Below are 22112 nucleotides of genomic sequence, written 5' to 3' on the forward strand. Positions count from 1 at the left end.
CAGTGGCGCACACCTTGGCGCCACTTACACCTGAAGGTAAAAGCAACGTTGCAGAGACTATGCCTTCAAGTTTCGAAGTCAATACCTGGATGGCTGTGACTTAAGAGATACGCATGCGCCCAAGTTGTTCAAGAAGTAAACGCACACGTATTTGATCTTGGAAGACCGGCTAGCGCAGCCGCTGCGAGATGACCTTCGACACACCGTCACCCTGCATCGAGACGCCGTACAACGCGTCGGCCACCTCCATGGTGCGCTTCTGGTGCGTGATCACCACGAGCTGCGAGCTCTCCTGCAGCTCCCGCATGATCCCAATCAGCCGCTGGAGATTGGTGTCGTCCAGGGCCGCCTCGACCTCGTCCATGACGTAGAACGGGCTGGGGCGGGCCTTGAAGATCGCCACCAGCATGGCGACGGCCGTCAGCGACCGCTCCCCGCCGGACAGCAGGCTCAGCCGCTTCACCTTCTTCCCCGGCGGCCGCGCCTCCACGTCCACGCCCGTGGCCAGCATGTCGTCCGGGTCGGTCAGCACCAGCCGCCCCTCCCCGCCGGGGAAGAGCCGGGAGAAGACGCCCTCGAACTCGCGGGCGGTGTCCCGGAACGCCTCGGTGAAGACCTGCTCGACCCGTTCATCGACCTCCTTCACCACCCTCAGCAGATCCGTCCGCGTCTTCTTCAGGTCCTCCAGTTGCTCACTGAGGAACTTGTGCCGCTCTTCCAGCGCCGCAAACTCCTCCAGCGCCAGCGGATTCACCTTGCCGAGCTGCTGGTAGGCCCGCTCGGCCGTCTTCAGCCGCTTCTCCTGCTCGGCGCGGTGGAAGGGGCGGGGCTGGTTACGGGGGTGCTCGGGGTCCTCCGGCAGTTCCTCGCCCTCCGCCGGCAGCGAGGGCGGCACCGGCTGGAGGGGGCCGTACTCCGCGACGAGCCCCTCCGGCTCCACGCCGAGTTCGTCCAGCGCCCTGGCCTCCAACTGCTCGATCCGAAGCCGCTTCTCCGCGCCGAGCACCTCGCCCCGGTGCACCGAGTCCGTCAACTTGTCGAGTTCGGACTTGAGTTCTCGTCCCGCGCCACGCGCGTCGGCCAACTCCCGTTCGCGTACGGCCTTCGCCGCGTCGGCGGCGTCACGCTCGTGCTGGGAGCGGGCGAGGGACACCTCGATGTGGGCCAGCAGTTGCCGGGCGCCGTCCGCGACCGCCCCGGCGACCGCCGCCTCGTGGCGCAGCCGGGCCCGCCGCCGCTCCGCACGCGCGCGTGCCTCGCGCTCAGCCTGGGCGGCCCGGTCCAGCGAGTCGGCCCGCCCGGCGAGCCCCTTGACCCGCTCCTCGTGCGTACGGACCTGGAGGCGCGCCTCCATCTCGGTCTGCCGCGCGTTGGCCCCGTCGGCGGAGAGCCGGTCCCGTACGGAGGTGTCGGGCTCCTCCTCGGCCGGCATCTCCTCGGCGACGGCCAGCCGCTCGGCCAGCTCCTCCGCCTCGGCCACGGCCCGCTCCAGCGCCTCCTGCGCCCGCGCGGCGGCCGCCGCGGACCGCTCGGCCTCCCCCGCGGCCCCGCGCGCCTGCCCGGCGAGCCGGCCGAGCTGCTGGGCCACGGCCGACTTCTCCCGGTCGGCGGCCCGCCGCCGCTCCCCCAGCTCCTCCACGAGCGCCGCGCTCGCGGTCCGCTCCCCGGCGGCCGTCTGCCGGGCCCGCTCCAGTTCCTCGCAGCGCACGGCCAGTTCCGCCAGCGCGCCGGCCGCCTCGTCCACGGACGCCCGCACCTCCAGCAGACTGGGCGCCCCGGCCGAACCGCCCTGCGCGAAGTGGGCGCCGAGCAGATCCCCCTCGGCGGTCACCGCGACCAGCTCGGGCCGCGCGTACACGACCGCCTCCGCCTCCTCCAAGGTCCCCACCACCACGACCCCCCGCAGCAGCCGCCGCACGGCGGTCATCAGCTCGACGGGGGCTCGCACGAGGTCAGCGGCAAAGGGGTGCCCGCCGGGAGCCGGGGCGGGAGTACGTCCCGACGCGCCCGTGGTGGAGTCGAGTGACCCGCGCTCCCCCACGATCAGGCCGCCCTCCTCCGGACCCCCCGCGACCAGCAGCGAAGCCCGGCCCGCCTCCTCCTTGTGGAGATGGCGGATGGCTTCGGCCGCTGCGGTGGGGGTGGTGACGGCGAGGGCGTCGGCGAAGGTGGCGAGGGCTGCGGCGAGGGCCGTCTCGTGGCCGGGGGTGACGGTGAGGAGTTCGGCGGCGGGGCCGAGGATGCCGGTGAGCCGGTCGCGGGCGTCCAGGAGGGCGCCGGTGCCGTCCTTGCGGCGCAGACCCAGGGCGAGGGCGTCGTGCCGGGCGCGCAGCGCGGCCCGTTCGCGTTCGGCGCCGGTGACCGCGTCGCGGGCGGCACCGAGCGCGGCCTCCGCCTCGGCGAGCCGGAGCCTGGCCGCCTCGTGCCGTTCCGCGAGGTCGGCGTCGTCGGCGTCCAGCCCGTCGACCTCGGCCTTGAGGGTCTCGTACTCCTCCTGGGCGTGGACCGCGCGTTCCTGGGCCTCGTCGCTGCTGGCGGCGAGGCGGTCGATCTCGGCCTGGGCGGAGGCGGCGCGGGAGCGGGCGGCGCCGACCTTGCCGGACAGCCGGGCGAGGCCCTCGCGGCGGTCGGCGATGGCCCGCGCGGCATCCTTCAGGCGCCGTTCCTCGGCGGTGAGCGCGCGTTCGAGTTCGGCGCGGTGGGCCACGGTGTCGTCGAGGGCGTGCCGGGCCGCCTCCAGGGCGGCTTCCAGCTCGGCCTCCTGCTCGCGGACGCGCGCGGCCTCGCGCTCCAGGTCCTCGGGGTCGCGGCCGCGCCGTTCCTCGGGCGGCGCGGAGGTGGCGCTGCGGACGCGGGCCTCGGCGAGCGAGACGGTCCCGCGTACCCGCTCGGCCAGTTGGGACAGCTCGTAGAACGTCTGCTGGGCGCGCTGGAGGCGGGGCGCGAGCCGGCGTACCTCGTCCTCCAGGTGCGCCTCACGCTGGAGGGCCTGGCGCAGTTCGCGTTCGGCCGTGTCCTTGCGTTCCTTCAGCGCCGCCTCGTCGGCGATCTCGGCGCCGAGCGCCTGGCGGAGCCGTACGAGGTCGTCGGCGAGGAGGCGGAGGCGGGCGTCGCGCAGGTCGGCCTGGATGACGGCGGCGCGGCGGGCGACGGCGGCCTGGCGGCCGAGGGGCTTGAGCTGGCGGCGGAGTTCGTCGGTGAGGTCCTGCACGCGCGCGAGGTTGGCCTTCATCGCGTCCAGCTTCCGCAGCGCCTTCTCCTTGCGCTTGCGGTGCTTGAGGACGCCCGCGGCCTCCTCGATGAAGGCACGGCGGCCCATGGGGTCGGCGTGCAGCACGGAGTCGAGCTGGCCCTGGCCGACGATGACGTGCATCTCGCGGCCGATGCCGGAGTCGGAGAGGAGTTCCTGGATGTCCAGCAGACGGCAGGTGTCGCCGTTGATCTGGTACTCGCTGCCGCCGTTGCGGAACATGGTCCGCGTGATGGTGACCTCGGCGTACTCGATGGGCAGCGCGCGGTCGGAGTTGTCGATGGTGAGGGACACCTCGGCGCGGCCCAGCGGCGGACGGCCGGTGGTGCCGGCGAAGATGACGTCCTCCATCTTGCCGCCGCGCAGCGACTTGGCGCCCTGCTCGCCCATGACCCAGCTCAGCGCGTCCACGACGTTGGACTTGCCCGAGCCGTTCGGGCCGACGACGCACGTGATGCCCGGCTCGAAGCGGAGCGTGGTCGCGGAGGCGAACGACTTGAAGCCGCGGAGGGTCAGGGCCTTGAGATGCACGCATCCGGACTTTACCGGGCAGGCGGTATCTCACTCCATGAACACTCGCAACCCCACGGTTTCGCCCAAGTGCACGAAGGGCACACCATTTGTTGAAGAGCCTGAAAGGATGCGCGGGGGAAAGAACTGAGGGACGCCGAAGCGTCCCTATGGACTCGGACAGGCGGGCCTCGCCGTCCGGGTCTGCTTGAAGCGACTGCTGTCGTGGAGCGATGCAGCGATCAGGTGAGCGCAGGCTCCGCCTGGTGTGCGTCGATGCTCTCCATGATCCTGTCCTGAGAAGCGGCAGCCGTCAGCGCGTCGTTTTCCGACTGGATCCGAGTCAGCTCGGATTCCAGATCCTGTACGCGCTGCTGGAGCCGTCGCATCTCGGCGAGGAGTCGCGGGTCGGAGCCGCCGACGTAACCGAGAAGCGCCTTTGCCATGATGGATGGTCCTCCACACTGAGTGACCGACCGAAGCGGTTGGGTCGTGAGGGATTCGCACCCGGCATGCCTGGCACACGCTGGTGTTGCACTGCCGTTCGTCATGCCAAACAGCCAAGATGCGCGGGGCTTTCAGCGTCTCACCAAAAAGTTTGACGGTCAACACGATCACACCCCGTATTGGGGGGCGAACCCGCGGCGCTCGGCCGGTGGACGGCGGCGCTGCTGCTTGTACGGGGCCCTCGGGGCGTGACGATCAGCTGTACCTCGGGAGCCTGCCATGTGGAGCCGTTCTTGGCAACCACCAGCCTCTTTCCGCTCCGGGGACCCCCGCGCGGCCCTCCTGTGGAGGGGGTCCGGAGGGGTCTCGGGGGTGCCGGGTCAGCGGATGGCGAAGCCGTCGTATCCGCCGCGGGGTGTGTCCCAGATCTCGGTGACACCATCGACCCGTCCGGGCGTGTCGGCACCCTGGAGCCAGTCGAGCAGCCCCTCGCAGTCGTCGCGGGGCCCCTCTGCGACCACTTGGACCCGTCCGTCGGCCAGATTGAGAGCAAAACCACTCAGCCCGCCGATCTCCAGCGCCCTGGCACGCGTGAACCAGCGGAAACCCACTCCCTGGACCTGTCCGCGCACCCAGGCCACCAGCCGCACTTCCTCACTCATGGCTGCAACCTAACCGCCTGATGTCCCGCGAGGCACACCCTGCCCCAGTGGCATGCGGTACCGTCCCGGTCCAATGACTCTCATCTGAAACTCACTCGAACGAGTGAGTTGGATCGGCCGGGGGGAATACGCCGCGACCCGGCGTCGGCCGACCGCGAGAACGAGGAATGGGGCAGGGCATGGGACGCCATCGACGATCCGGCACCGGGACCACGGGGCCGGAGTCGTACGAACCCAGGGGCACCGCGTCGTACCAGCGGCCGCAGGCGTACGCGGCGACCACCGCCCGCAGCACGGACTATCTGTACGCCACCGACGACGAGCGCCGGGCCCTGGAGGCCGACTTCGCCGCGACGGTCGGCACGAAGCAGCGTGGCCACCGGCGCGCCAAGAAGGCCGCCACCCCGGTGCGTACGGGCCTGCTGGGCGTCTCCGCCGCCGTCGCCCTCGGCACGGCGGCCGTGGCCACCGGCGCGGTGCCCGGTCTCCAGAACTACCGGCTCGGCGGCGGCACCAGCAGCGGCCCCGGCGAGACGGTGCAGGCGGTGGGCGCCCCCGGCAACGCGGCCAGCGAGCAGGGCGGCGCCTCCGGCAGCGCGGACACCCCGAGCACCCCCGGCTCCCCCTCCACGGGCGGCCGGCAGAGCACGACCCCGGCGTCCCCGGCCCCGTCCGCCCCGGCGTCGGGCCCCACCTCGCAGGCCCCGGCCCCGAAGCCGGCCCCCTCGAAGCCTGCCGCCGACCCCAAGCCCGACCCGAAGCCGAACGAGTCGCACACCAAGGCCCCGGCCCCCGCACAGAAGGCCCCGAAGGGACCGAAGGGCCCGAAGGGCCCGAAGACCTCGGCGCCGGTCACCGTGTCCGCGCAGGCGGCCGCCGAGGCGGAGGTGCTGCGACTGGTCAACGTGGAGCGCGCGAAGGTCGGTTGCACCCCGGTCGCGGCCAGCTCGGCGCTCACCGGACTCGCCGAGGCGTTCAGCGGCGACATGGCCGCCCGCGGCTTCTTCGACCACACCGACCCCGACGGCGCCACCCCCTGGGACCGCGCCGCGAAGGCCGGCATAACGGGCCTCGGCGGCGAGAACATAGCCCGCGGCCAGTCCGACGCGGCAGCCGTGATGGAAGCCTGGATGAACAGCCCCGGCCACCGCGCCAACATCCTCAACTGCGACTTCAAAACCCTCGGCGTAGGCGTCCACATGGCCCAGGGCGGCCCTTGGTGGACCCAGGACTTCGGCTACTGAGAAAGCCGCAGGTCAGAGCGCTACGCACCGTCTTGGGCCGTCATCCTCTAGTTCCGCTTCAGCGAACATGCGGTCCACGGCGGCCCCAGTCCGGCTACCGCTCGACGGCATGAGATGCGTGGACGTCCGCAGCGTGAAACCGGGGTCGTGGTGGCCCAGGTACTCACTCAGAGCCTTGATGCTCTCGCCCGCGTCCAGGAGCACCGAGGCGTAGAAGTGCCGCAGCGCGTGCATCCCGTTGTCCGGCCCGACTCGACACCCGAGGCTCGAAGCGCCGGCCAGGCGCTCAGCCACGCGCGGCCTCGATGTCCCAGCTTCCCCCCGGTTGCAGATCTTGATCGTCTTGGGCTTGCGGCCGGCTCGTCGGCACCGCCAGGATCGGCTGCATGATCAAGGGTGTGATGTTCGACTTCTCCGGCACCCTCTTCCGGATCGAATCGGCCGCGCAGTGGCTGAGCGCGGTCGCGACGAAGGCCGGTCTGGACGTGCCCGAGGGTGAACTCGACGCGTGCGTCAGCCGGCTGGAAGAGTTCGGGGCTCAGCCCGGAGGGATTCCTCCGCGCAAGGTGCCGCCCCATCTGGAGGCACTGTGGCGGGAGCGCGATCTGACCGCCGAACGACACCGGGCTGCCTTCACAGCCCTTTCCCGGGAAGCGAAGCTGCCTGCGGCCGACCTGGCCGAGGCCCTGTATGAACGTTCCCAAGTATCCGGGGCATGGCTGCCTTATCCCGACACCGAGGAAACCCTCCGCGCCCTGCGCGGGCGAGGCATCCCGGTCGCTGTCGTCAGCAACATCGGCTGGGACATGCGCCGTGTCTTCCGCGACCACGGTGTCGATGACCTCGTGGGCGCCTACTTCCTCTCCTTCGAGTGCGGGGTGAAGAAGCCCGATCCCCGGATCTTCCAGATGGCGTGCGACAAGCTCGGAGTGGCGCCCGGCGATGCACTCATGGTGGGAGATGAGCCTGTCGCGGACTCCGGCGCTGCGGCGCTGGGGTGCCGGATCCACCTAGTCGATCCTTTGCCTGTTGACCAGCGTCCCGGCGCGCTGGCCGAGGTGCTCCAGCTTCTGTGACGTGGCCCGACCGGGGCGGCGCCGCCCAGTGGGTCCGCATGGTCTGCGACTCCAGCTACGTGGTTGAGCCGCCCTTCGAGCCTTCCACCTGTCCTGCAGCAGCGACCTGTCAGTGCTTGAGGGACCCTCTGGACCGTTCTTTCGCGCCGCGCATCATGCCCCGGGCTTCGAGAGCGGCGCCTTTTGCTTCGAGGGTTCCTTTGTGCATGGCGTGGGCCGCCTGCCGCACAGTCTTTCCGACCACCTGTTCGGCCTTCGCCTTGGCCCGTTCTCCGGCACTCATCTCAGCACCTCCGCGGAGTCTCACTGGTCGAGTGCCCTTGAAGCAGGCGGCAAAACCAGTCTGGGGGATCGCTGGACGCTAACCCCGGGTTAGTGCAACCTGGCGGTTAGCGTCCTGCTCGCCTACCCTTACGGCATGAGCGGGAGCATTCAGGAGCCGTCGGTCGCGGAGTGCGACTTCGACGTGTTCGCCAGGGCCTGTCCGTCGCGGGGGACGCTGGAGCATGTCACCGGGCGGTGGGGTGGGCTGGCGCTGGGTGCGTTGTACGAGGGGCCGTTGCGGTTCAACGAGCTGCGGCGGCGGGTGGACGGCGTCAGCGAGAAGATGCTGTCCCAGACGCTCCAGGCGCTGGAGCGGGACGGGCTGGTGCACCGGGAGGCGCAGCCGGTCAACCCGCCCCGCGTGGACTACGAACTCACCGACCTCGGCCGCCGGGTCGCCGAGCGGCTGCTCGCCCTCATCCACTGCGTGGAGGGCGCCATGGACGAGGTCCTGGCCGCCCGCGCCCGCTACGACGAGACGCGCGGCGCCCGCTGACACTTCGGGCAGAAGTAGCTGGACCGGTTCATCCAGGGGCGCCGCAGCATCGGCGTACCGCAGCGGCGGCAGGGCAGGCCCTCGCGGCCGTAGGCGTCCAGGGAGCGGTCGAAGTAGCCGGACTCGCCGTTGACGTTGACGTAGAGGCTGTCGAAGCTGGTGCCGCCGACTTCGAGGGCCGCGTTCATCACGTCCCGTACGTGGCCGAGGAGTTCGGCGGTGACCGGGCGGGTGAAGGTGGCCGTCGGGCGCTCGTAGTGCAGGCGGGAGCGCCATAGCGCCTCGTCCGCGTAGATGTTGCCGACGCCGCTGATCAGCGACTGGTCCAGCAGGGCCCGCTTGATCGTGGTGCGCTTGCGCCGCAGGGCCTGGTGGAACACCTCGTCGTCGAAGACCGGGTCCAGCGGGTCGCGGGCGATGTGCGCGATCACGTCGGGCAGGCCCTCGGCGGTGTTGTCGTGCAGCGAGAGCCCGCCGAAGGTGCGCTGGTCCACGAAGCGCAGCTCGGTGTCCAGCTCGTCGGCGAACCGGACCCTTACCCGCAGATGCTTCTCGTCCGGCGTCGCGTGCGGCTGCACCAGCAACTGGCCGCTCATCCCGAGGTGGGCGAGGACGGACTGCCCGGTGTCCGCGAGCGGCAGCCACAGGTACTTGCCGCGCCGGCTGGGCGTCCCGAACCGGTGCCCCTTCAGCCGGTGCGCGAAGTCGTCGGCCCCCGCCAGGTGCCGCCGCACCGCACGCGGATGCAGCACCTCGGCCTCGGCGACGGTACGCCCGCCGACCCATCGCTCCAGCCCCCGCCGGACGACCTCGACCTCGGGCAACTCGGGCATCGACAACCCCCTTGTTGGAAAACCGGTGTGGAAGAACCGAGCGCCCGCCCCCGTCGGACGGGGGCGGGCGCTCGATGAATGTGCTCGGTCAGGCGGTGGCGGACGACGGTGCGTCGTCCGGGGCGGCCTCGGCCTCGACGGCCTCGGCGGCCGCCTTGGCGCGCTCGTCCGCGGCGGCCTTGATGGCCCGCCAGGCGGACTCGGCGGCCTGCTGCTCCGCCTCCTTCTTGCTGCGGCCGGTGCCGGTGCCGTACGAGACGCCCCCGACGCGGGCAGCAGCAGTGAAGGTCTTCTCGTGGTCGGGGCCGGTCTCCGTGACCAGGTACTCGGGCACGCCGAGCCCCTCGATCGCGGTGAGCTCCTGGAGACTGGTCTTCCAGTCCAGGCCGGCTCCGAGGTTCGAGGACTTCTCGATCAGCGGGTCGAAGAGCCGGTGGACCAGCTCGGACGCCGCGTCGAGGCCCTGATCGAGATAGACCGCGCCGATCACCGCTTCCAGGGTGTCGGCGAGGATGGACGCCTTGTCCCGGCCGCCCGTGCCCTCTTCACCACGGCCGAGCCGGATGAAGGAACCCAGGTCGAGGCCACGGCCGACCTCCGCCAACGCACGCGAGTTGACCACCGCGGCCCGCAGCTTGGCCAGTTGGCCTTCGGGCAGGTCGGGGTGGATGCGGTACAGCGTGTCCGTGACGACGAGACCGAGCACGGAGTCCCCGAGGAACTCCAGCCGCTCGTTCGTCGGCAGACCGCCGTTCTCGTACGCGTAGGAACGGTGGGTCAGCGCACGCACCAGAAGGGCGGACTCGACGTGGTAGCCGAGCCGCCCTTCCAGAAGCGTGTGGGACGAGGCCATGTTCTCCGCCTTGCCGTTCCCGCGTCGGCGGGAAGCGTTGGCTTCGGCGTCTTCCACCTTCTTGGCAGTGGACACAGTGCCTCTCACCGGCCGCTCAGACCTCGAGGACCTGGCGCTTGTTGTAGGTGCCGCAAGACGGGCACGCGATGTGCTGCTGCTTGGGCTCGTGGCAGCGCTCGCACGCAACCAGGGTGGGGACCGCAGCCTTCCACTGCGACCGGCGGTGGCGCGTGTTGCTGCGCGACATCTTCCGCTTCGGAACAGCCACGGCTACTTCTCCTGCTTCTCGTCGGCACGTGCTGATCGAGGCACGTCGCCGCTCATCTCGTCCTTCTCGCCGTCCGACATGGTGTCGGCGAGTCCCTGCAATGCCGCCCAACGGATGTCGACGGCGTCATGGTGGTGGTCCGGGTCGTCCGTGAGCCGCGCTCCACATTCGGAGCACAGACCCTGACAGTCGTCCTGGCACACCGGCTGCATCGGCAGTGCGAGCACCACCGCATCCCGCAGCAGAGGTTCGAGGTCGATCAAGCCGTCCTCGATGTACTGCCTGTCCTCGTCGTCCTCGGCGTCGTCGCCCGGTTCCGCGATCACGCGGCCACGGTCGTCGGCGTCAGGGTACGAGAACATTTCCTGGAAGTCCGCTTCGAGCTCCAGCCCGACCGGCTCCAGACACCTTACGCACTCCCCCTTGGCCGATGCACGGGCGGTGCCTGTGACAAGCACCCCTTCCATGACCGACTCCAGACGGAGGTCCAGCTCGAGCGGGGCGCCTTCCGGCACTCCGACGACGCCCTCGATACCGAGGTCCCGGGGGGCGTCGACCTCGCGGGTCAGGCGCTGCATCGCACCAGGCCGCCGGCCCAGCTCGTGGGTATCGATCACGAGGGGGTTGCGGTGGTCGAGGCGTGCGTTGGAAGCCATTCCTGCTTTCGGTCCGAGCTAGGAGGGACGCGGCCCGACGGTGTTCCGGGCAGCGCGGATCGCGGGGATACACGCGACCGAACAGCCAGGATACTGGACCTTTCGCTCAGGGCCCAATCGGGTCCCCGCGCGACTACAGCCCGCGGCCCTGTTCGTACGCGCGGAGCTGCTCCGCGCTGATCATGCCGGTGTCGAAGAGGCTGGTCTCGTCCAGGGCGTAGTCCTGCTGGGCCTGCCCCTGCTGGCCCTGTTGCCCGCCCTGCTGCTGGTTCGGGTCGTAGCCGGGCTGCTGGGCGTCGTAGCCGTGGAAGGCGCCCTCGGCCTGCGGGGCGTAGCCGTTGGGAGCCGCGTACGGGTCCTGCTGGTAGCCGTACGCCTCCTGCGGGGCGTAGCCGGGCTGCGGGGGGTAGGCCGCCGGGTAGGCGTCGGGCTGCTGGTAGCCGTACGCCTCCTGCGGCTCGTACACCGGTTCCTGCGCCGGCGCCGGGGCCGGTGGCGGGGCCGGGGCGCGCTGCGCCGGGGCGGGCGGGACGTCGGCGAGGGCGGCCAGGTCGGCCAGGTAGTCGGCGTCGCTGGAGTGCTGGAAGGTCGTGGTGTCGTCCGCGAGGGCGCCGAGGTCGTCGGTGGCGATCCGGCCGTGCAGCTTCTGCCGGCCGCGGTGGACGGCCTCCAGGGTCTTGGCGAGCACCGCCTCGAAGGCGCCGAGCTTGACGTCGACGTAGGCGTCCGCGTCGTGGCGCAGGGTCTCCGGGTCCTGGCTGCGCTCGGGGGCGTCCTCGTCCTCGTAGCCGTGCTCGTCCAGACCGGGTCCGGTGCCGAGCAGCTTCTCCCGGCCACGGCCGACCGACCCGAGGGTCTTGGTGAGGACGACCTCGAAGTTGGCGAGCTTGGAGTCGACGTAGTCGTCGGCGTCCGCGCGGATCTGCTCGGCCTCGGCGCGGGCCTCGGCCAGGATGCGGTCGGCCTCGGCCTGGGAGTGGCGGGCGACCTCGGTGCCGGCGATCAGGCTGCCGCGCTCGGCGTGCGCGGTCTCGATGATCCGCTCGGCCTCCTGGCGGGCCTGCTCGACCATCTGCTCGCGGCCCCCGATCAGCTCCTGGGCCTGTTCGAGGGAGCCGGGCAGGGCCTGGCGGACCTCTTCGAGCAGCGCGAGCAGTTCGGCGCGGTTGACCACGCAGGAGGCCGACATGGGCATGGACCGGGCACCGGAGACCGCCGAGACGATCTCGTCGAGCTTGTTCTGGACGTCCACCTGGCTCGCCACTCTCTACTGCTGTGTTGGAGACGGACGGGACGACTGTACGGCCACGGGGCGGCCGCCCGACACCGGGTGACGCGTTGTCACCTGCCCCGGTCGCGTCCCGGGACGTCAGTCCTTCCGGAGCCGGTCGCCGAGGGCCGCGAGCACCTGCGGGGGCACCAGGTGGGAGACGTCGCCGCCCCAGGCCGCGACCTCCTTGACCAGGGAGGAGGAGAGGAAGCTGTAGGTGGGGTTGGTGGGCACGAACAGCGTCTCGACACCGGTGAGGCCGTTGTTCATCTGGGCCATCTGGAGTTCGTAGTCGAAGTCGCTCACCGCGCGCAGGCCCTTGACGATGGCGGGGATCTCGCGCTGCTTGCAGAAGTCGACGAGCAGGCCGTGGTGGGCCTCGACGCGGACGTTGGCGTACTCGGCGGTGACCTCGCGGATCAGGCCGATCCGCTCGTCCACGTCGAACAGGCCCTTCTTGGAGGTGTTGATCATCACCGCGACGAACACCTCGTCGTACAGGCGGGAGGCGCGGGCGATGATGTCGAGATGTCCGTTGGTGATCGGGTCGAACGATCCGGGACAGACGGCGCGGCGCACGGGAGATCCCTCGCTCTCGGGTCCGGTCATCGTGCGTCTTCGCACGGTGAGGCGGCGCGACCGTACCAAAACGTTCCCTCGCCGTAACGACGGGACCGGATCGGCTCGAACCCCTCCGGCCAGTGGAACTCGCCCCCTCTGGTGCTGCGCTCCACGGTGACGAGCGCTTCGCCGGTCAGCCAGCCCCCGGAGCGGAGTGTGAGGAGGATCTCGCGGAGATCGTCGTCGGAGACGGCGTACGGGGGGTCGAGGAAGACCAGGTCGTAGGGGTCGGCGGGGGGTGCGGTACGGATGACTTGTTCCGCTTTGCCCGCCCGCACTTCGGCGCCGGGCAGGCCCAGGTTGCGGACGTTGTCGCGGACGGTCCTGGCGGCGCGGGCGTCGGCCTCGACGAGGAGGGCGTGGGCGGCGCCCCGGGACAGTGCCTCCAGGCCGACGGCGCCGGAGCCCGCGTAGAGGTCGAGGACCCGTTCGCCGTTCAGGGGGGTGCCGAGGAGGGACTGCCAGGTGGAGAAGAGGGCTTCGCGTGCGCGGTCGGATGTGGGCCGGGTTCCTGTGCCGGGCGGCACGGAGAGGCGCCGTCCGCCTGCCGTACCGGCGATCACGCGGGTCATGTGGGGTCCTTCTTCTGCGGGTGCGTTCTTTTATTTTCGCAGGTGGTGGGGGTGGCGTGGGTGTGCACCTCAGCCCTTCTCCAGGTACTGCTCCCTCTCCTCGTCCAAGAGGGCTTGCAGGGCGGTGCGTAGGCCGGGGATGTGCTCCAGTTCCGGGTCCGCCGCGACCACCGCTGCCGCTTCCTCCCTCGCCTCCGCGATGATCTCCTCGTCCTCGATGACCTCCAGGACCCGGAGGCTGGTGCGGGCGCCGGACTGGGCCTGGCCGAGGACGTCGCCCTCGCGGCGCTGTTCCAGGTCGATGCGGGAGAGTTCGAAGCCGTCGAGGGTGGAGGCGACGGCGTTGAGCCGCTGGCGGGCGGGGCTGGCCTCGGGCATCTCGCTGACCAGCAGGCAGAGGCCGGGCGCCGAGCCCCGGCCGACGCGGCCGCGCAACTGGTGGAGCTGGGAGACGCCGAAGCGGTCGGCGTCCATGATGACCATCGCGGTGGCGTTGGGGACGTTGACGCCGACCTCGATGACCGTGGTGGCGACCAGGACGTCCGTCTCCCCGGCGGCGAAGCGGCGCATCACGGCGTCCTTGTCGTCGGGGTGCATCCTGCCGTGCAGCACCTCGACCTTGAGGCCCTGGAGCGGGCCCCGGGCGAGCTGGTCGGCGATGTCGAGCACGGCGAGCGGGGGCCGTTTGTCGCCCTCGGCGGCCTTCTTCTCGGCGGCGCTCTCGTCCTCGTCGCCGATGCGGGGGCAGACGACGTACGCCTGGTGGCCGCCCTCGACCTCCTCGCGGACGCGTTCCCAGGCGCGGGCGAGGAAGTGGGGCTTGTCGGCGGCCGGGACGACATGGGTGGCGATCGGGGAACGGCCGGCCGGGAGCTGGTCCAGGACAGAGGTCTCCAGGTCGCCGAAGACCGTCATCGCGACCGTGCGCGGGATCGGGGTGGCCGTCATGACGAGCAGGTGCGGGGGCTGCTTGCCCTTGCCGCGCAGGGCGTCGCGCTGCTCGACGCCGAAGCGGTGCTGTTCGTCCACGACGACCAGGCCCAGGTCGTGGAACTGGACCTTGTCCTCGATGAGCGCGTGGGTGCCGATGACGATCCCGGCCTCGCCGGTGACGATGTCCAGGAGTGCCTGCCGGCGTGCGGCCGCCCCCATCGACCCGGTCAGCAGCACCACCTTGGTCCCGTGCTCCGACCCGCCCAGCATGCCCCCCTCGGCCAGCTCCCCCATCATCTCGGTGATCGACCGGTGATGCTGCTGAGCCAGCACCTCGGTGGGCGCCAGCATCGCCGCCTGCCCCCCGGCATCCACCACGGCGAGCATGGCCCGCAGGGCCACCATGGTCTTTCCGCTTCCCACCTCCCCCTGGAGCAGCCGGTGCATCGGGTGGGCTGTGGCGAGGTCGGTGAAGATCTCCTGGGAGACGCGTTGCTGGCCTTCGGTGAGGGTGAAGGGGAGGCGGGCGTCGAAGGTGGTGAGGAGGCCGTCGTCCAGGGGGCGGCGGGGGACGGCGGGGAGCTGGGTGTCGGCGTAGCGGCGGCGGGCGAGGGCGACTTGGAGGACGAACGCCTCGTCCCACTTGAGGCGGGCGCGGGCGTCGGCGATGTCGGCCTTGGTGGCGGGACGGTGGATCTTGACCAGGGCCTCGGGCAGCTCGACCAGGCCACGGCCCTCGCGCAGTGACTCCGGGAGCGGGTCGACGGCCTCCTGGACGCTGGGCAGCACGGTCTGCACCGCCTTGCCGATCTTCCAGGACTCCAGTTTGGCGGTGGCGGGGTAGATCGGGATGAGGGAGCCCGCCCAGCTCTCCACGGCCTCGTCGCCGTCCTCGGCGTCCTTGTCCAGCAATTCGTACGCGGGGTGCGCGAGTTGGAGGCGGCGGTTGAAGACGGAGACCTTGCCGGAGAACATCGCGCGGGTGCCGGGCAGCAGTTCCTTGTGCGGCTTGTGCACGCCGTTGCCGAAGAAGACCAGTTGGAGGCGGCCGCTGCCGTCGGTGATGGTGACCTCGAGCCGCTGGCCCTTGCCGCGCGGGGCGCGGGAGGACGCGAAGGTGTGCAGCCGGGCGTCGGCGACCTGGGCGACCACGGTGACGTGCTCGTCCATGGGGAGGTCGGCGAGGTGGGTGAGCTGGCCGCGCTCCTCGTATCTGCGGGGGTAGTGGTGCAGGAGGTCGCCGACGGTGTGCAGGCCGAGGTTCTCGGCCATCACCTTCGCGGTGGCGGGACCGAGCACCTTCTTCAGGGGTTCTCGCAGTGCGGGCACGAGATCCATTGCACACCACACCACCGACATCGCCGTACAGGTGACTCCGCCCGGTCCCGGACAGATCCCCGAAATCCCTGGTCAGCTCGGGCCTTCGGGCCTAGGATGACGCGCTCCGGCCATCCCCCGCGGTCACCGCCCCCACGGCACACGACCGCCCGACCCCGCGCCGCGCGAAGCTCCTCCCACCGGCGCCGTGACGATGGACTCCCAGACCTCCCAGTCATCCCCGGCCTCCGAGCCCGCCCCGCCGCACACCTTCCAGGTCGACCTGCGTGGTCTGGTGGACCTGCTCTCCCAGCACCTGTACTCCAGTCCCAAGGTCTACCTGCGCGAGCTGCTCCAGAACGCGGTGGACGCCGTCACCGCCCGGCGGGCGGCGGAGCCCGGCGCCCCGGCGCGGGTGCGGCTGTACCCGGACGGGCGGGGCGGGCTGCGGGTGGAGGACAGCGGCATCGGGCTCACCGAGTCGGACGTGCACAGCCTGCTGGCGACCATCGGCCGCAGTTCCAAGCGTGCGGAGGGCCTGGAGGAGACCCGCTCCGGGTTCCTGGGCCGGTTCGGCATCGGTCTGCTGGCCTGCTTCGTGGTCGCCGAGCGCATCCGCGTGGTCAGCCGCAGCGCCCGTACGCCCGGCGCTCCGCCGGTGGAGTGGACGGCCGCCGACGACGGCTCGTACACCGTGCGCACCCTGCCGGACTCGGCGCGGCCGGAGCCGGGCACGACCGTGCACCTGGTGGCGCGCCCGGGTGCGGGCGAGTGGCTGGCGCCGGCGCGGGTGCGCTCCCTGGCGCGGGACTTCGGTTCGCTGCTGCCGTACGACGTGCGGGTGGACGACGAGCCGGTCACCGATCTCCCGGCGCCCTGGGACCGCTCCTGGCCCAGCCCGGTGGAGCGGCGGGCGGCGCTGGAGGCGCACTGCCGGGAGCTGTTCGGCTTCACCCCGCTGGACGCGATCCCGCTGGACGTGCCGTTGGCCGGGGTGCGCGGGGTGGCGTACGTCCTCCCCTCTGCGGTGAGCCCGGCGCAGCGGGCCACGCACCGGGTGCACCTGAAGGGCATGCTGCTCACCGAGCGGGCCGAACAGCTCCTGCCGGACTGGGCGTTCTTCGTGCGCTGTGTGCTGGACACGGACACGCTGCGGCCGACCGCCTCGCGCGAGGCGCTGTACGAGGACGAGACGCTGGCCGGGGTGCGCGAGGCGCTGGGCGAGCGGGTGCGGGACTGGCTGACGGGGCTCGCGGCGGGTGACCCGGAGCGGCTGGCGGCGTTCCTGGCCGTGCACCATCTCGGGGTGCGGGCGCTGGCCCGGCACGACGGGGAGATGCTGCGGGTCATGCTGCCGTGGCTGCCGTTCGAGACCAGTGACGGGGAGCTGTCGCTGGAGGAGTTCGCGCGGCGGCACCCGGTGGTGCACTTCACCCGGAGCGTCGAGGAGTTCCGGCAGGTCGCGTCGATCGCCGCCGCGCAGGGCGTCGGGGTGGTGAACGGGGGTTACACCTACGACAGCGAGCTGGTGGAGGCGCTGCCGTCGGTGCGGCCGGGCACGGTGGTCGCGGAGCTGGACGCGGACACGGTGACCGCGCACCTGGACGCGGTGGACCCGGCGGCCGAGCGGGCGCTGTCCGGCTTCCTGGCCGCCGCGCGCGCCAGGCTCGACCCGCTGGGCTGCGACGTGGAGCTGCGGGCGTTCCACCCGGTGTCGGTGCCCGCGCTGCATCTGGACGACCGGTCGGCGCGGCACGAGCGGGCGCGGGCGGACGCCGAGGAGCGGGCGGACGACCTGTGGGCGGGCATCCTGGGCTCACTGCGCGGCACCGCGCCGCGCGCCCGGCTGGTGCTGAACCATCTCAACCCGCTGGTCCGGCGCGTCGGTTCGCTGACCGACCCGGAGCTGACGGGCACGGCGGCCGAGGCGCTGTACGGGCAGGCGCTGCTGCTGGCGCGCCGCCCGCTGCGGCCGGCCGATGCGACGTTGGTGAACCGGGCGTTCGCCGGACTGCTGGAGTGGGCGACGCTCGGGGAGGGCGAGGGACGATGAGCCGGATCATGGACTTCGAGGCGCTGCGGCAGGCCATGGCGGAGAACGCGGAGCGGCCGGAGGGCCCGGCACGCAACGCGCGTGCGGAGGAACTCCTCACCGAGGCCGAGAAGTTGGAGATCCCGCTCGCGGTGATCGAGGCGCTCGGCCATCAGGTGAAGGTCTTCAACTACAGCTCGGAGAAGGACCGGGTGTTCGTGCCGTTCGCGCGGCTGCTGCGGATGTGGGACGAGCGGCCGGAGGACTTCGACGCGTACGAGGCGCACGCGCTGCACTGGACGTTCAAGTGGATGACCGCGGGCATGCTGGGCCAGCCGCACATCCCGCTGGCGTCGGTGGAGAACTGGCTCGGTGAGATGGAGCGCCGCTACCGGGTCGCCGGGTACTCCGAACGGGCCGTGCGCGCGGCCGAGTTCGGCATCGCCTCGCACATCGGGGACCGGGCGCGGGCCGAGCGGGCGTACGCGGCGTGGCTGGCCGCCGACCGGGACGAGATGGCCGACTGCCACGCCTGTGAGCTGCACGGGCAGGGCGGCTGGCAGGTGCGGTCGGGCCGGGACGCGGAGGCTCTGGAGCTGTGGGCGCCGGTGCTGGAGGGCGAGTTCGCGTGTGCGCACGAGCCGCACGGGGTGCTGGCCCGGTCGCTGGTGCCGCTGCTGCGGCTGGGCCGGGTGGAGGAGGCGCGCGCCCACCATCTGCGGGGCATCCGGCTGGTGCGGCCGATGGAGAGCATGCGGGACGCGTACGCCGCCCATGTGGAGTTCTGCGCGCTGAGCGGGAACGAGGCGCGCGCTCTGGAGCTGCTGGCGGAGCGGCCGGCGTACTTCACGGACACGGGGCATCCGCGCAGCCTGCTGGAGTTCCTGGCCGTGGTGACGCTGCTGATGGACCGGCTGACCGCGCTCGGCCTGGGCGCCCGGGAGGTGCCGGGTCCTGCCGGACGGACATGGACCGCGCGGGAGCTGGCCGGGCACGCGCGCGTGGAGGCGCTGGAGCTGGCCGCGCGGTTCGACGCGCGCAACGGCACCTCGCACGTCGGTGACCTGACCCGCGCCACGATGGCGGGCCAGCCGCTGGCGGAGCGCCTCCCGCTGGGCGTACGGACGGCTCCGGCACCGCCCCCCGTGGCCGAGGCGATCCCGGACGCGGAGCCGGAGGTGCCCGAGCTGCTGGCGCGGGCGCGGCGGCTCTCGGAGACCCTCCAGCCGGACGCCCCGCAGGCATGGGCCGCCCTCGCGCGGGCCGCCGACGGCGCCGGGCTCGACGCACGCGCGCGTGCCGAGCTGGCCGACAACGAGGCGATGTCCCTGGGCCCCGAGGGCACCCCGGTCTTCGAGGAGGCCGCCGCCCTCTATACGGAGGCGGGCGACCCCGGCGAGGCATTGGCGGCCCGCGCGCGTGGCGCGTACGTACGCGCCCTGACCGGCGAGACGGAGGCCGCCCGGAAGACGGCCGACGGGCTGTACGACCAGGTGCTCGCGCTGTACGCGGAGGAGGCGACCGGCCCCCGCCAGACGGCGGGGGTGCTGATCAGCCGGGCCCGGGTGCTGATGCGGTGCGTCCACGAGGGCGCCCCGGCGGAGGAGGCGGAGCGGGCCGCGCGGGAGGTGCTGGCGTTCGTCGGCGGCCGCACCGGGGACGACGTACGGCTGGTGGCGCGCGGCGCCGAGGCGCGGGCCATGCTGGCGGAACTGGCCGAGCTGGGCGGGGACCTGCCGCGCGCGGCCGACCTCTTTCGGCGGGCGGCGGCCGAGTACACCGGCGCGGGGCTGCCCTGGTTCGCCGTGGAGTACGAGGCGCGGGTGGGGGCGCTGTCCCAGCACCTCGGGGAGCCGGCCGAGGCCGAGCGGGCGCTGCGGTCGGCGCTGGAGCACGGCGGGGCGTATCTGGAGTCGACCGGGCGGGCCCAGCTCCACCTCCAGCTCGCCGAGCTGATCGGGGCGCGGGGCGGCACCGAGGAGGCGGCCGGGCATGCCCTCCAGGCCGCGCGCTGGGCGGACGAGGCGGGCGAGAGCGGCACCTTCGGCGCCTGGGGCCGGCACCTGCTGGGCGGGCTGCTGCTGCGCCAGGGGCGCTGGACGGAGGCGGCCGAGGTGCTGGAGTCGGCGCTCGCCGAGCTGTCGGCCGAGGTGCACGGGGACGGCGCGCTGGTCCAGACCCGTTGGTGGCTCGGGGACTGCCTGAGCGAGCTGGGCGAGCACCGGCAGGCCGCCGAACACCGGCTGCTGGCGGCCGGCATCGCCGAGCACTGGCCGGAGCAGCAGGACCACGCCACGCTGGCCCACCTGGCCGGCGAGTCCATGGCCGAGGCGGACCTCCCTGCGGAGGCGGACCGGGCGTACGTACGGGCCGGCGAGCTGTGGGAGGCGCTGGGCAACCCGTACTTCACCGTGCGCGCGCTGCGGGCCCGCGCCTGGCTGGCGCCCCGGCTGGACGCGGGGGTGCCGGGCGCGCGGGCGCTCATGGCGCGGGCGGTGCGGGTGTGCGGGGAGGCGCTGGCGGAGGCGGACGACCCGCTGGAGGAGGCCCGGCTGACCACCGAACTCGCGCACACGCACCGCCAGTTCGGCGAGCTGCTCATCACGGTCGCGGAGGAGCGGGGCGAGGAGGTGCTGGCGGAGCTGGAGCGGTCGGCCGCGCTGTTCGCCACGCTCGGCACGGACGGTCTGCACGGCCGCACCGGCGCCGAACTGGCCGCCGCCGCGCTGGAGAGCGAGCTGGGCCGGACGGCTGAGGCGAAGGCACGCGCGCGTGCCGTGCTCGCGGCCTACGAGGGCGCCGACGCCACGGACGACACGGTCCGCCTCCGGCGCGAGACGGCGTCCCGTCTGCTGGACGGGGAGTGACCCCGGTCCCTCACTCCACGCCGATGAGCAGCAGCGCACCCTGCCGGCCGCCCTGGTAGACCACGGTGTCGACCGCGAGGTAGGACTCGCGGACGCGGGCTTCGAGGCGGTCGGCGACCTCCTCGGGGGCGTCGTCGCCGACGACCAGGGTGACCAGTTCGCCGCCCGCCTGGAGCATGCGGTCGAGGACGGTCTCGGCGGTGCCGGTGAGGTCGGGGCCGATCACGGCCACGTCGCCGTCGATCAGCCCGAGCACGTCCCCGGCCTGGCAGATCCCGGCCGTCGTCCACGACTGGCGCTCGGCGACGAGGACCTCGGCGTACCGGGTGGCACCGGCGGCCGAGGTCATCTGGACCACGTCCTCGTCGAACCGGCGCTCCGGTTCGTGCACGGCGAGCGCGGCGATGCCCTGGACCGCCGAGCGGGTCGGGATCAGGGCGACCCGGACGCCCTCGGCGCGGACCTGTTCGGCGGCCGCGGCGGCCGTGTGGCGCAGGTCGGCGTCGTTGGGCAGCAGGACGACCTCGCGGGCGTGCGCGCGCCGGAGCGCCTGGGCCAGCTCCCCGCTGGCGGGCGGCTCGCCGGGGCGGGCGAGGACGGTGGTGGCGCCCGCCTCGGCGTACAGCCCGGCCAGTCCCTCGCCGGGCACCACGGCGACCACGGCCCGCTGCGCCGGTTCGCGCGGCGGCCGCTCACCGCCCGTGTGCACGTCCCCGACGGCGAAGTGGGTGATCCTGATCCGGTACGGCCGCCCGGCCTCGACGCCCGCCTCCACGGCGGCCCCGGCGTCGTCCACGTGCACATGGACGTTCCACAGCCCGTCGCCGCCGACCACGACCAAGGAGTCACCGAGGGCGTCGAGCCGTTCCCGGAGCCGGGCCACGGCCGCGTCGTCTGCCTCCAGCAGGTAGATGACCTCGTAGGCGGGCCCGCCCTCCCCCGCGTGCTCCGGTGCCTCCGGGCAGATCTCGGCCCCAGCCACCCCGGCGTACGTCTCCTCCGGCACCGCCTCCCCCGTGACCGCCTCCAGCAGGGCCGCCAGCACGGTCACCAGGCCGCGTCCGCCCGCGTCGACGACCCCGGCGCGGCCGAGCACGGCCAGTTGGCGGGGGGTGGCGGCGAGGGCGGCGCGCGCTCCCTCGTAGGCGGCCAGGACGACCGTCCCGCAGTCGCCCTCGGCCCCCTCGGCCGCGTCGGCGGCGGCCGAGGCGACGGTGAGGACGGTGCCCTCGACCGGGTGGGCGACGGCCTCGCGGGCGGCGTCGGCGGCCCGGCGCAGCGCCAGCCGCAGAACGGTGCCGTCGACGTGAGACGCGTCACCCGCGGTGAGCACCTGGGTCATCCCGCGCAGGAGCTGGGCGAGGATCGTGCCGGAGTTGCCGCGGGCGCCGATCAGGGCGCCGTGGGCCATTGCGCGCAGGGCGTCCGCGAGAGAGGGCCCGCCCTGCTCGTACCCGGCGAACACCGCTTCGACGGCCGCCGTCGCGGATTCCACGGTCAGATACAGATTGGTGCCGGTGTCCCCGTCGGCCACGGGATAGACGTTGATCGCGTCGATCTCCTCGCGCGCCCGACCCAGCGAGCGCAGCGCCAGACCGCACCAGGTGCGCACCGCGAGAGCATCGAGGAATGTCTGCGGCACCTGCGCCACCTGCGCCTCCCTGTGGCTGGACGTGGGACGCAGCGTAGACCGTGGGACGGCGTCCACCGCGGGAGGGCCGGGCACGGGGTGCCTGGCCACCATGGTAGTTTCGTTGTACGGAAGCAGTCGTTGTATGCTGCTCCGGTTGCCCGATCCCGGTCGGGCCATTCCCCCTGGCAGCGCCACTCAAGATCTCAGGTTTTCCTGATCTCGATCCCGGCATGCCGGGATCAACCGTA

At 72.4% G+C, this 22112-nt stretch carries 18 protein-coding genes; 5 read left to right on the forward strand and 13 right to left on the reverse strand.

What is annotated here, in order from left to right; translation table 11 throughout:
* Positions 1 to 169 precede the first annotated feature (169 nt).
* From smc to OG448_RS08575, 3 genes are all read right to left on the reverse strand, one after another.
* Complete coding sequence (gene smc / locus OG448_RS08565) at positions 170 to 3781, reverse strand: chromosome segregation protein SMC (protein WP_405552507.1); 3612 nt, start codon at positions 3779 to 3781, stop codon at positions 170 to 172.
* Between the two features lie 221 nt (positions 3782 to 4002).
* A complete protein-coding gene (locus OG448_RS08570) occupies positions 4003 to 4206 on the reverse strand; it encodes a hypothetical protein (RefSeq protein WP_030808525.1) in 204 nt (67 codons plus the stop codon).
* 381 nt (positions 4207 to 4587) lie between these two features.
* Entirely contained in the window at positions 4588 to 4869 is a 282-nt protein-coding gene (locus OG448_RS08575) for an acylphosphatase (RefSeq protein WP_405552509.1), read from the reverse strand.
* 179 nt (positions 4870 to 5048) lie between these two features.
* On the opposite strand from OG448_RS08575, the gene OG448_RS08580 reads away from it, so the two are divergent.
* Both OG448_RS08580 and OG448_RS08585 read left to right on the forward strand, forming a co-directional pair.
* Entirely contained in the window at positions 5049 to 6113 is a 1065-nt protein-coding gene (locus tag OG448_RS08580; protein WP_405552511.1) for a CAP domain-containing protein, read from the forward strand.
* Between the two features lie 386 nt (positions 6114 to 6499).
* Complete coding sequence (locus OG448_RS08585) at positions 6500 to 7189, forward strand: HAD family hydrolase (RefSeq protein ID WP_405552512.1); 690 nt, start codon at positions 6500 to 6502, stop codon at positions 7187 to 7189.
* Positions 7190 to 7298: 109 nt separating this feature from the next.
* On the opposite strand, the gene OG448_RS08590 is transcribed toward OG448_RS08585, so the two are convergent.
* Positions 7299 to 7472, reverse strand: coding sequence for a hypothetical protein (locus OG448_RS08590; protein WP_405552514.1), 174 nt, complete (start codon positions 7470 to 7472; stop codon positions 7299 to 7301).
* Between the two features lie 135 nt (positions 7473 to 7607).
* On the opposite strand from OG448_RS08590, the gene OG448_RS08595 reads away from it, so the two are divergent.
* A complete protein-coding gene (locus tag OG448_RS08595) occupies positions 7608 to 8009 on the forward strand; it encodes a winged helix-turn-helix transcriptional regulator (RefSeq protein ID WP_405552516.1) in 402 nt (133 codons plus the stop codon).
* Here OG448_RS08595 and mutM read toward each other — a convergent pair.
* The 8 genes from mutM to recG form a co-directional block, all read right to left on the reverse strand.
* Entirely contained in the window at positions 7982 to 8842 is an 861-nt protein-coding gene (gene mutM, locus OG448_RS08600) for a bifunctional DNA-formamidopyrimidine glycosylase/DNA-(apurinic or apyrimidinic site) lyase (protein ID WP_405552518.1), read from the reverse strand. The genes OG448_RS08595 and mutM overlap by 28 nt on opposite strands.
* Positions 8843 to 8930: 88 nt before the next feature.
* Positions 8931 to 9782 (reverse strand): ribonuclease III, encoded by an 852-nt coding sequence (rnc, locus tag OG448_RS08605; protein ID WP_405552520.1) that lies wholly within the window; start codon positions 9780 to 9782, stop codon positions 8931 to 8933.
* A 7-nt stretch (positions 9783 to 9789) separates the two neighbouring features.
* Complete coding sequence (rpmF, locus tag OG448_RS08610; protein WP_003951102.1) at positions 9790 to 9963, reverse strand: 50S ribosomal protein L32; 174 nt, start codon at positions 9961 to 9963, stop codon at positions 9790 to 9792.
* A gap of 2 nt (positions 9964 to 9965) precedes the next feature.
* Entirely contained in the window at positions 9966 to 10619 is a 654-nt protein-coding gene (locus OG448_RS08615) for a DUF177 domain-containing protein (RefSeq protein WP_086695411.1), read from the reverse strand.
* Between the two features lie 133 nt (positions 10620 to 10752).
* Positions 10753 to 11871: a cell division initiation protein gene (locus tag OG448_RS08620; RefSeq protein ID WP_405558723.1), complete on the reverse strand. Its 1119-nt coding sequence runs from the start codon at positions 11869 to 11871 to the stop codon at positions 10753 to 10755.
* Between the two features lie 117 nt (positions 11872 to 11988).
* Positions 11989 to 12468 (reverse strand): pantetheine-phosphate adenylyltransferase, encoded by a 480-nt coding sequence (coaD, locus tag OG448_RS08625; RefSeq protein ID WP_391300701.1) that lies wholly within the window; start codon positions 12466 to 12468, stop codon positions 11989 to 11991.
* Positions 12469 to 12494: 26 nt separating this feature from the next.
* Positions 12495 to 13082 carry a 16S rRNA (guanine(966)-N(2))-methyltransferase RsmD gene (gene rsmD, locus OG448_RS08630; protein ID WP_405552523.1) on the reverse strand — a complete coding sequence of 196 codons (588 nt, stop codon included), beginning with the start codon at positions 13080 to 13082 and terminating at the stop codon, positions 12495 to 12497.
* Between the two features lie 69 nt (positions 13083 to 13151).
* Positions 13152 to 15353: an ATP-dependent DNA helicase RecG gene (recG, locus tag OG448_RS08635; protein WP_405552524.1), complete on the reverse strand. Its 2202-nt coding sequence runs from the start codon at positions 15351 to 15353 to the stop codon at positions 13152 to 13154.
* Between the two features lie 193 nt (positions 15354 to 15546).
* Between recG and OG448_RS08640 the strand changes: the two genes are divergently transcribed.
* Positions 15547 to 17385 carry an HSP90 family protein gene (locus OG448_RS08640; RefSeq protein WP_405558725.1) on the forward strand — a complete coding sequence of 613 codons (1839 nt, stop codon included), beginning with the start codon at positions 15547 to 15549 and terminating at the stop codon, positions 17383 to 17385.
* Positions 17382 to 20231 carry a tetratricopeptide repeat protein gene (locus tag OG448_RS08645; RefSeq protein ID WP_405552526.1) on the forward strand — a complete coding sequence of 950 codons (2850 nt, stop codon included), beginning with the start codon at positions 17382 to 17384 and terminating at the stop codon, positions 20229 to 20231. Before OG448_RS08640 ends, OG448_RS08645 begins: the two co-directional genes overlap by 4 nt.
* 10 nt (positions 20232 to 20241) lie before the next feature.
* Here OG448_RS08645 and OG448_RS08650 read toward each other — a convergent pair whose 3' ends face one another.
* Positions 20242 to 21882 carry a DAK2 domain-containing protein gene (locus OG448_RS08650; protein ID WP_405552527.1) on the reverse strand — a complete coding sequence of 547 codons (1641 nt, stop codon included), beginning with the start codon at positions 21880 to 21882 and terminating at the stop codon, positions 20242 to 20244.
* Positions 21883 to 22112: the final 230 nt, after the last annotated feature.

Origin of the sequence: Streptomyces sp. NBC_01171, from assembly GCF_045039805.1 — a bacterium.
In the GTDB taxonomy this organism is placed as follows: domain Bacteria; phylum Actinomycetota; class Actinomycetes; order Streptomycetales; family Streptomycetaceae; genus Streptomyces.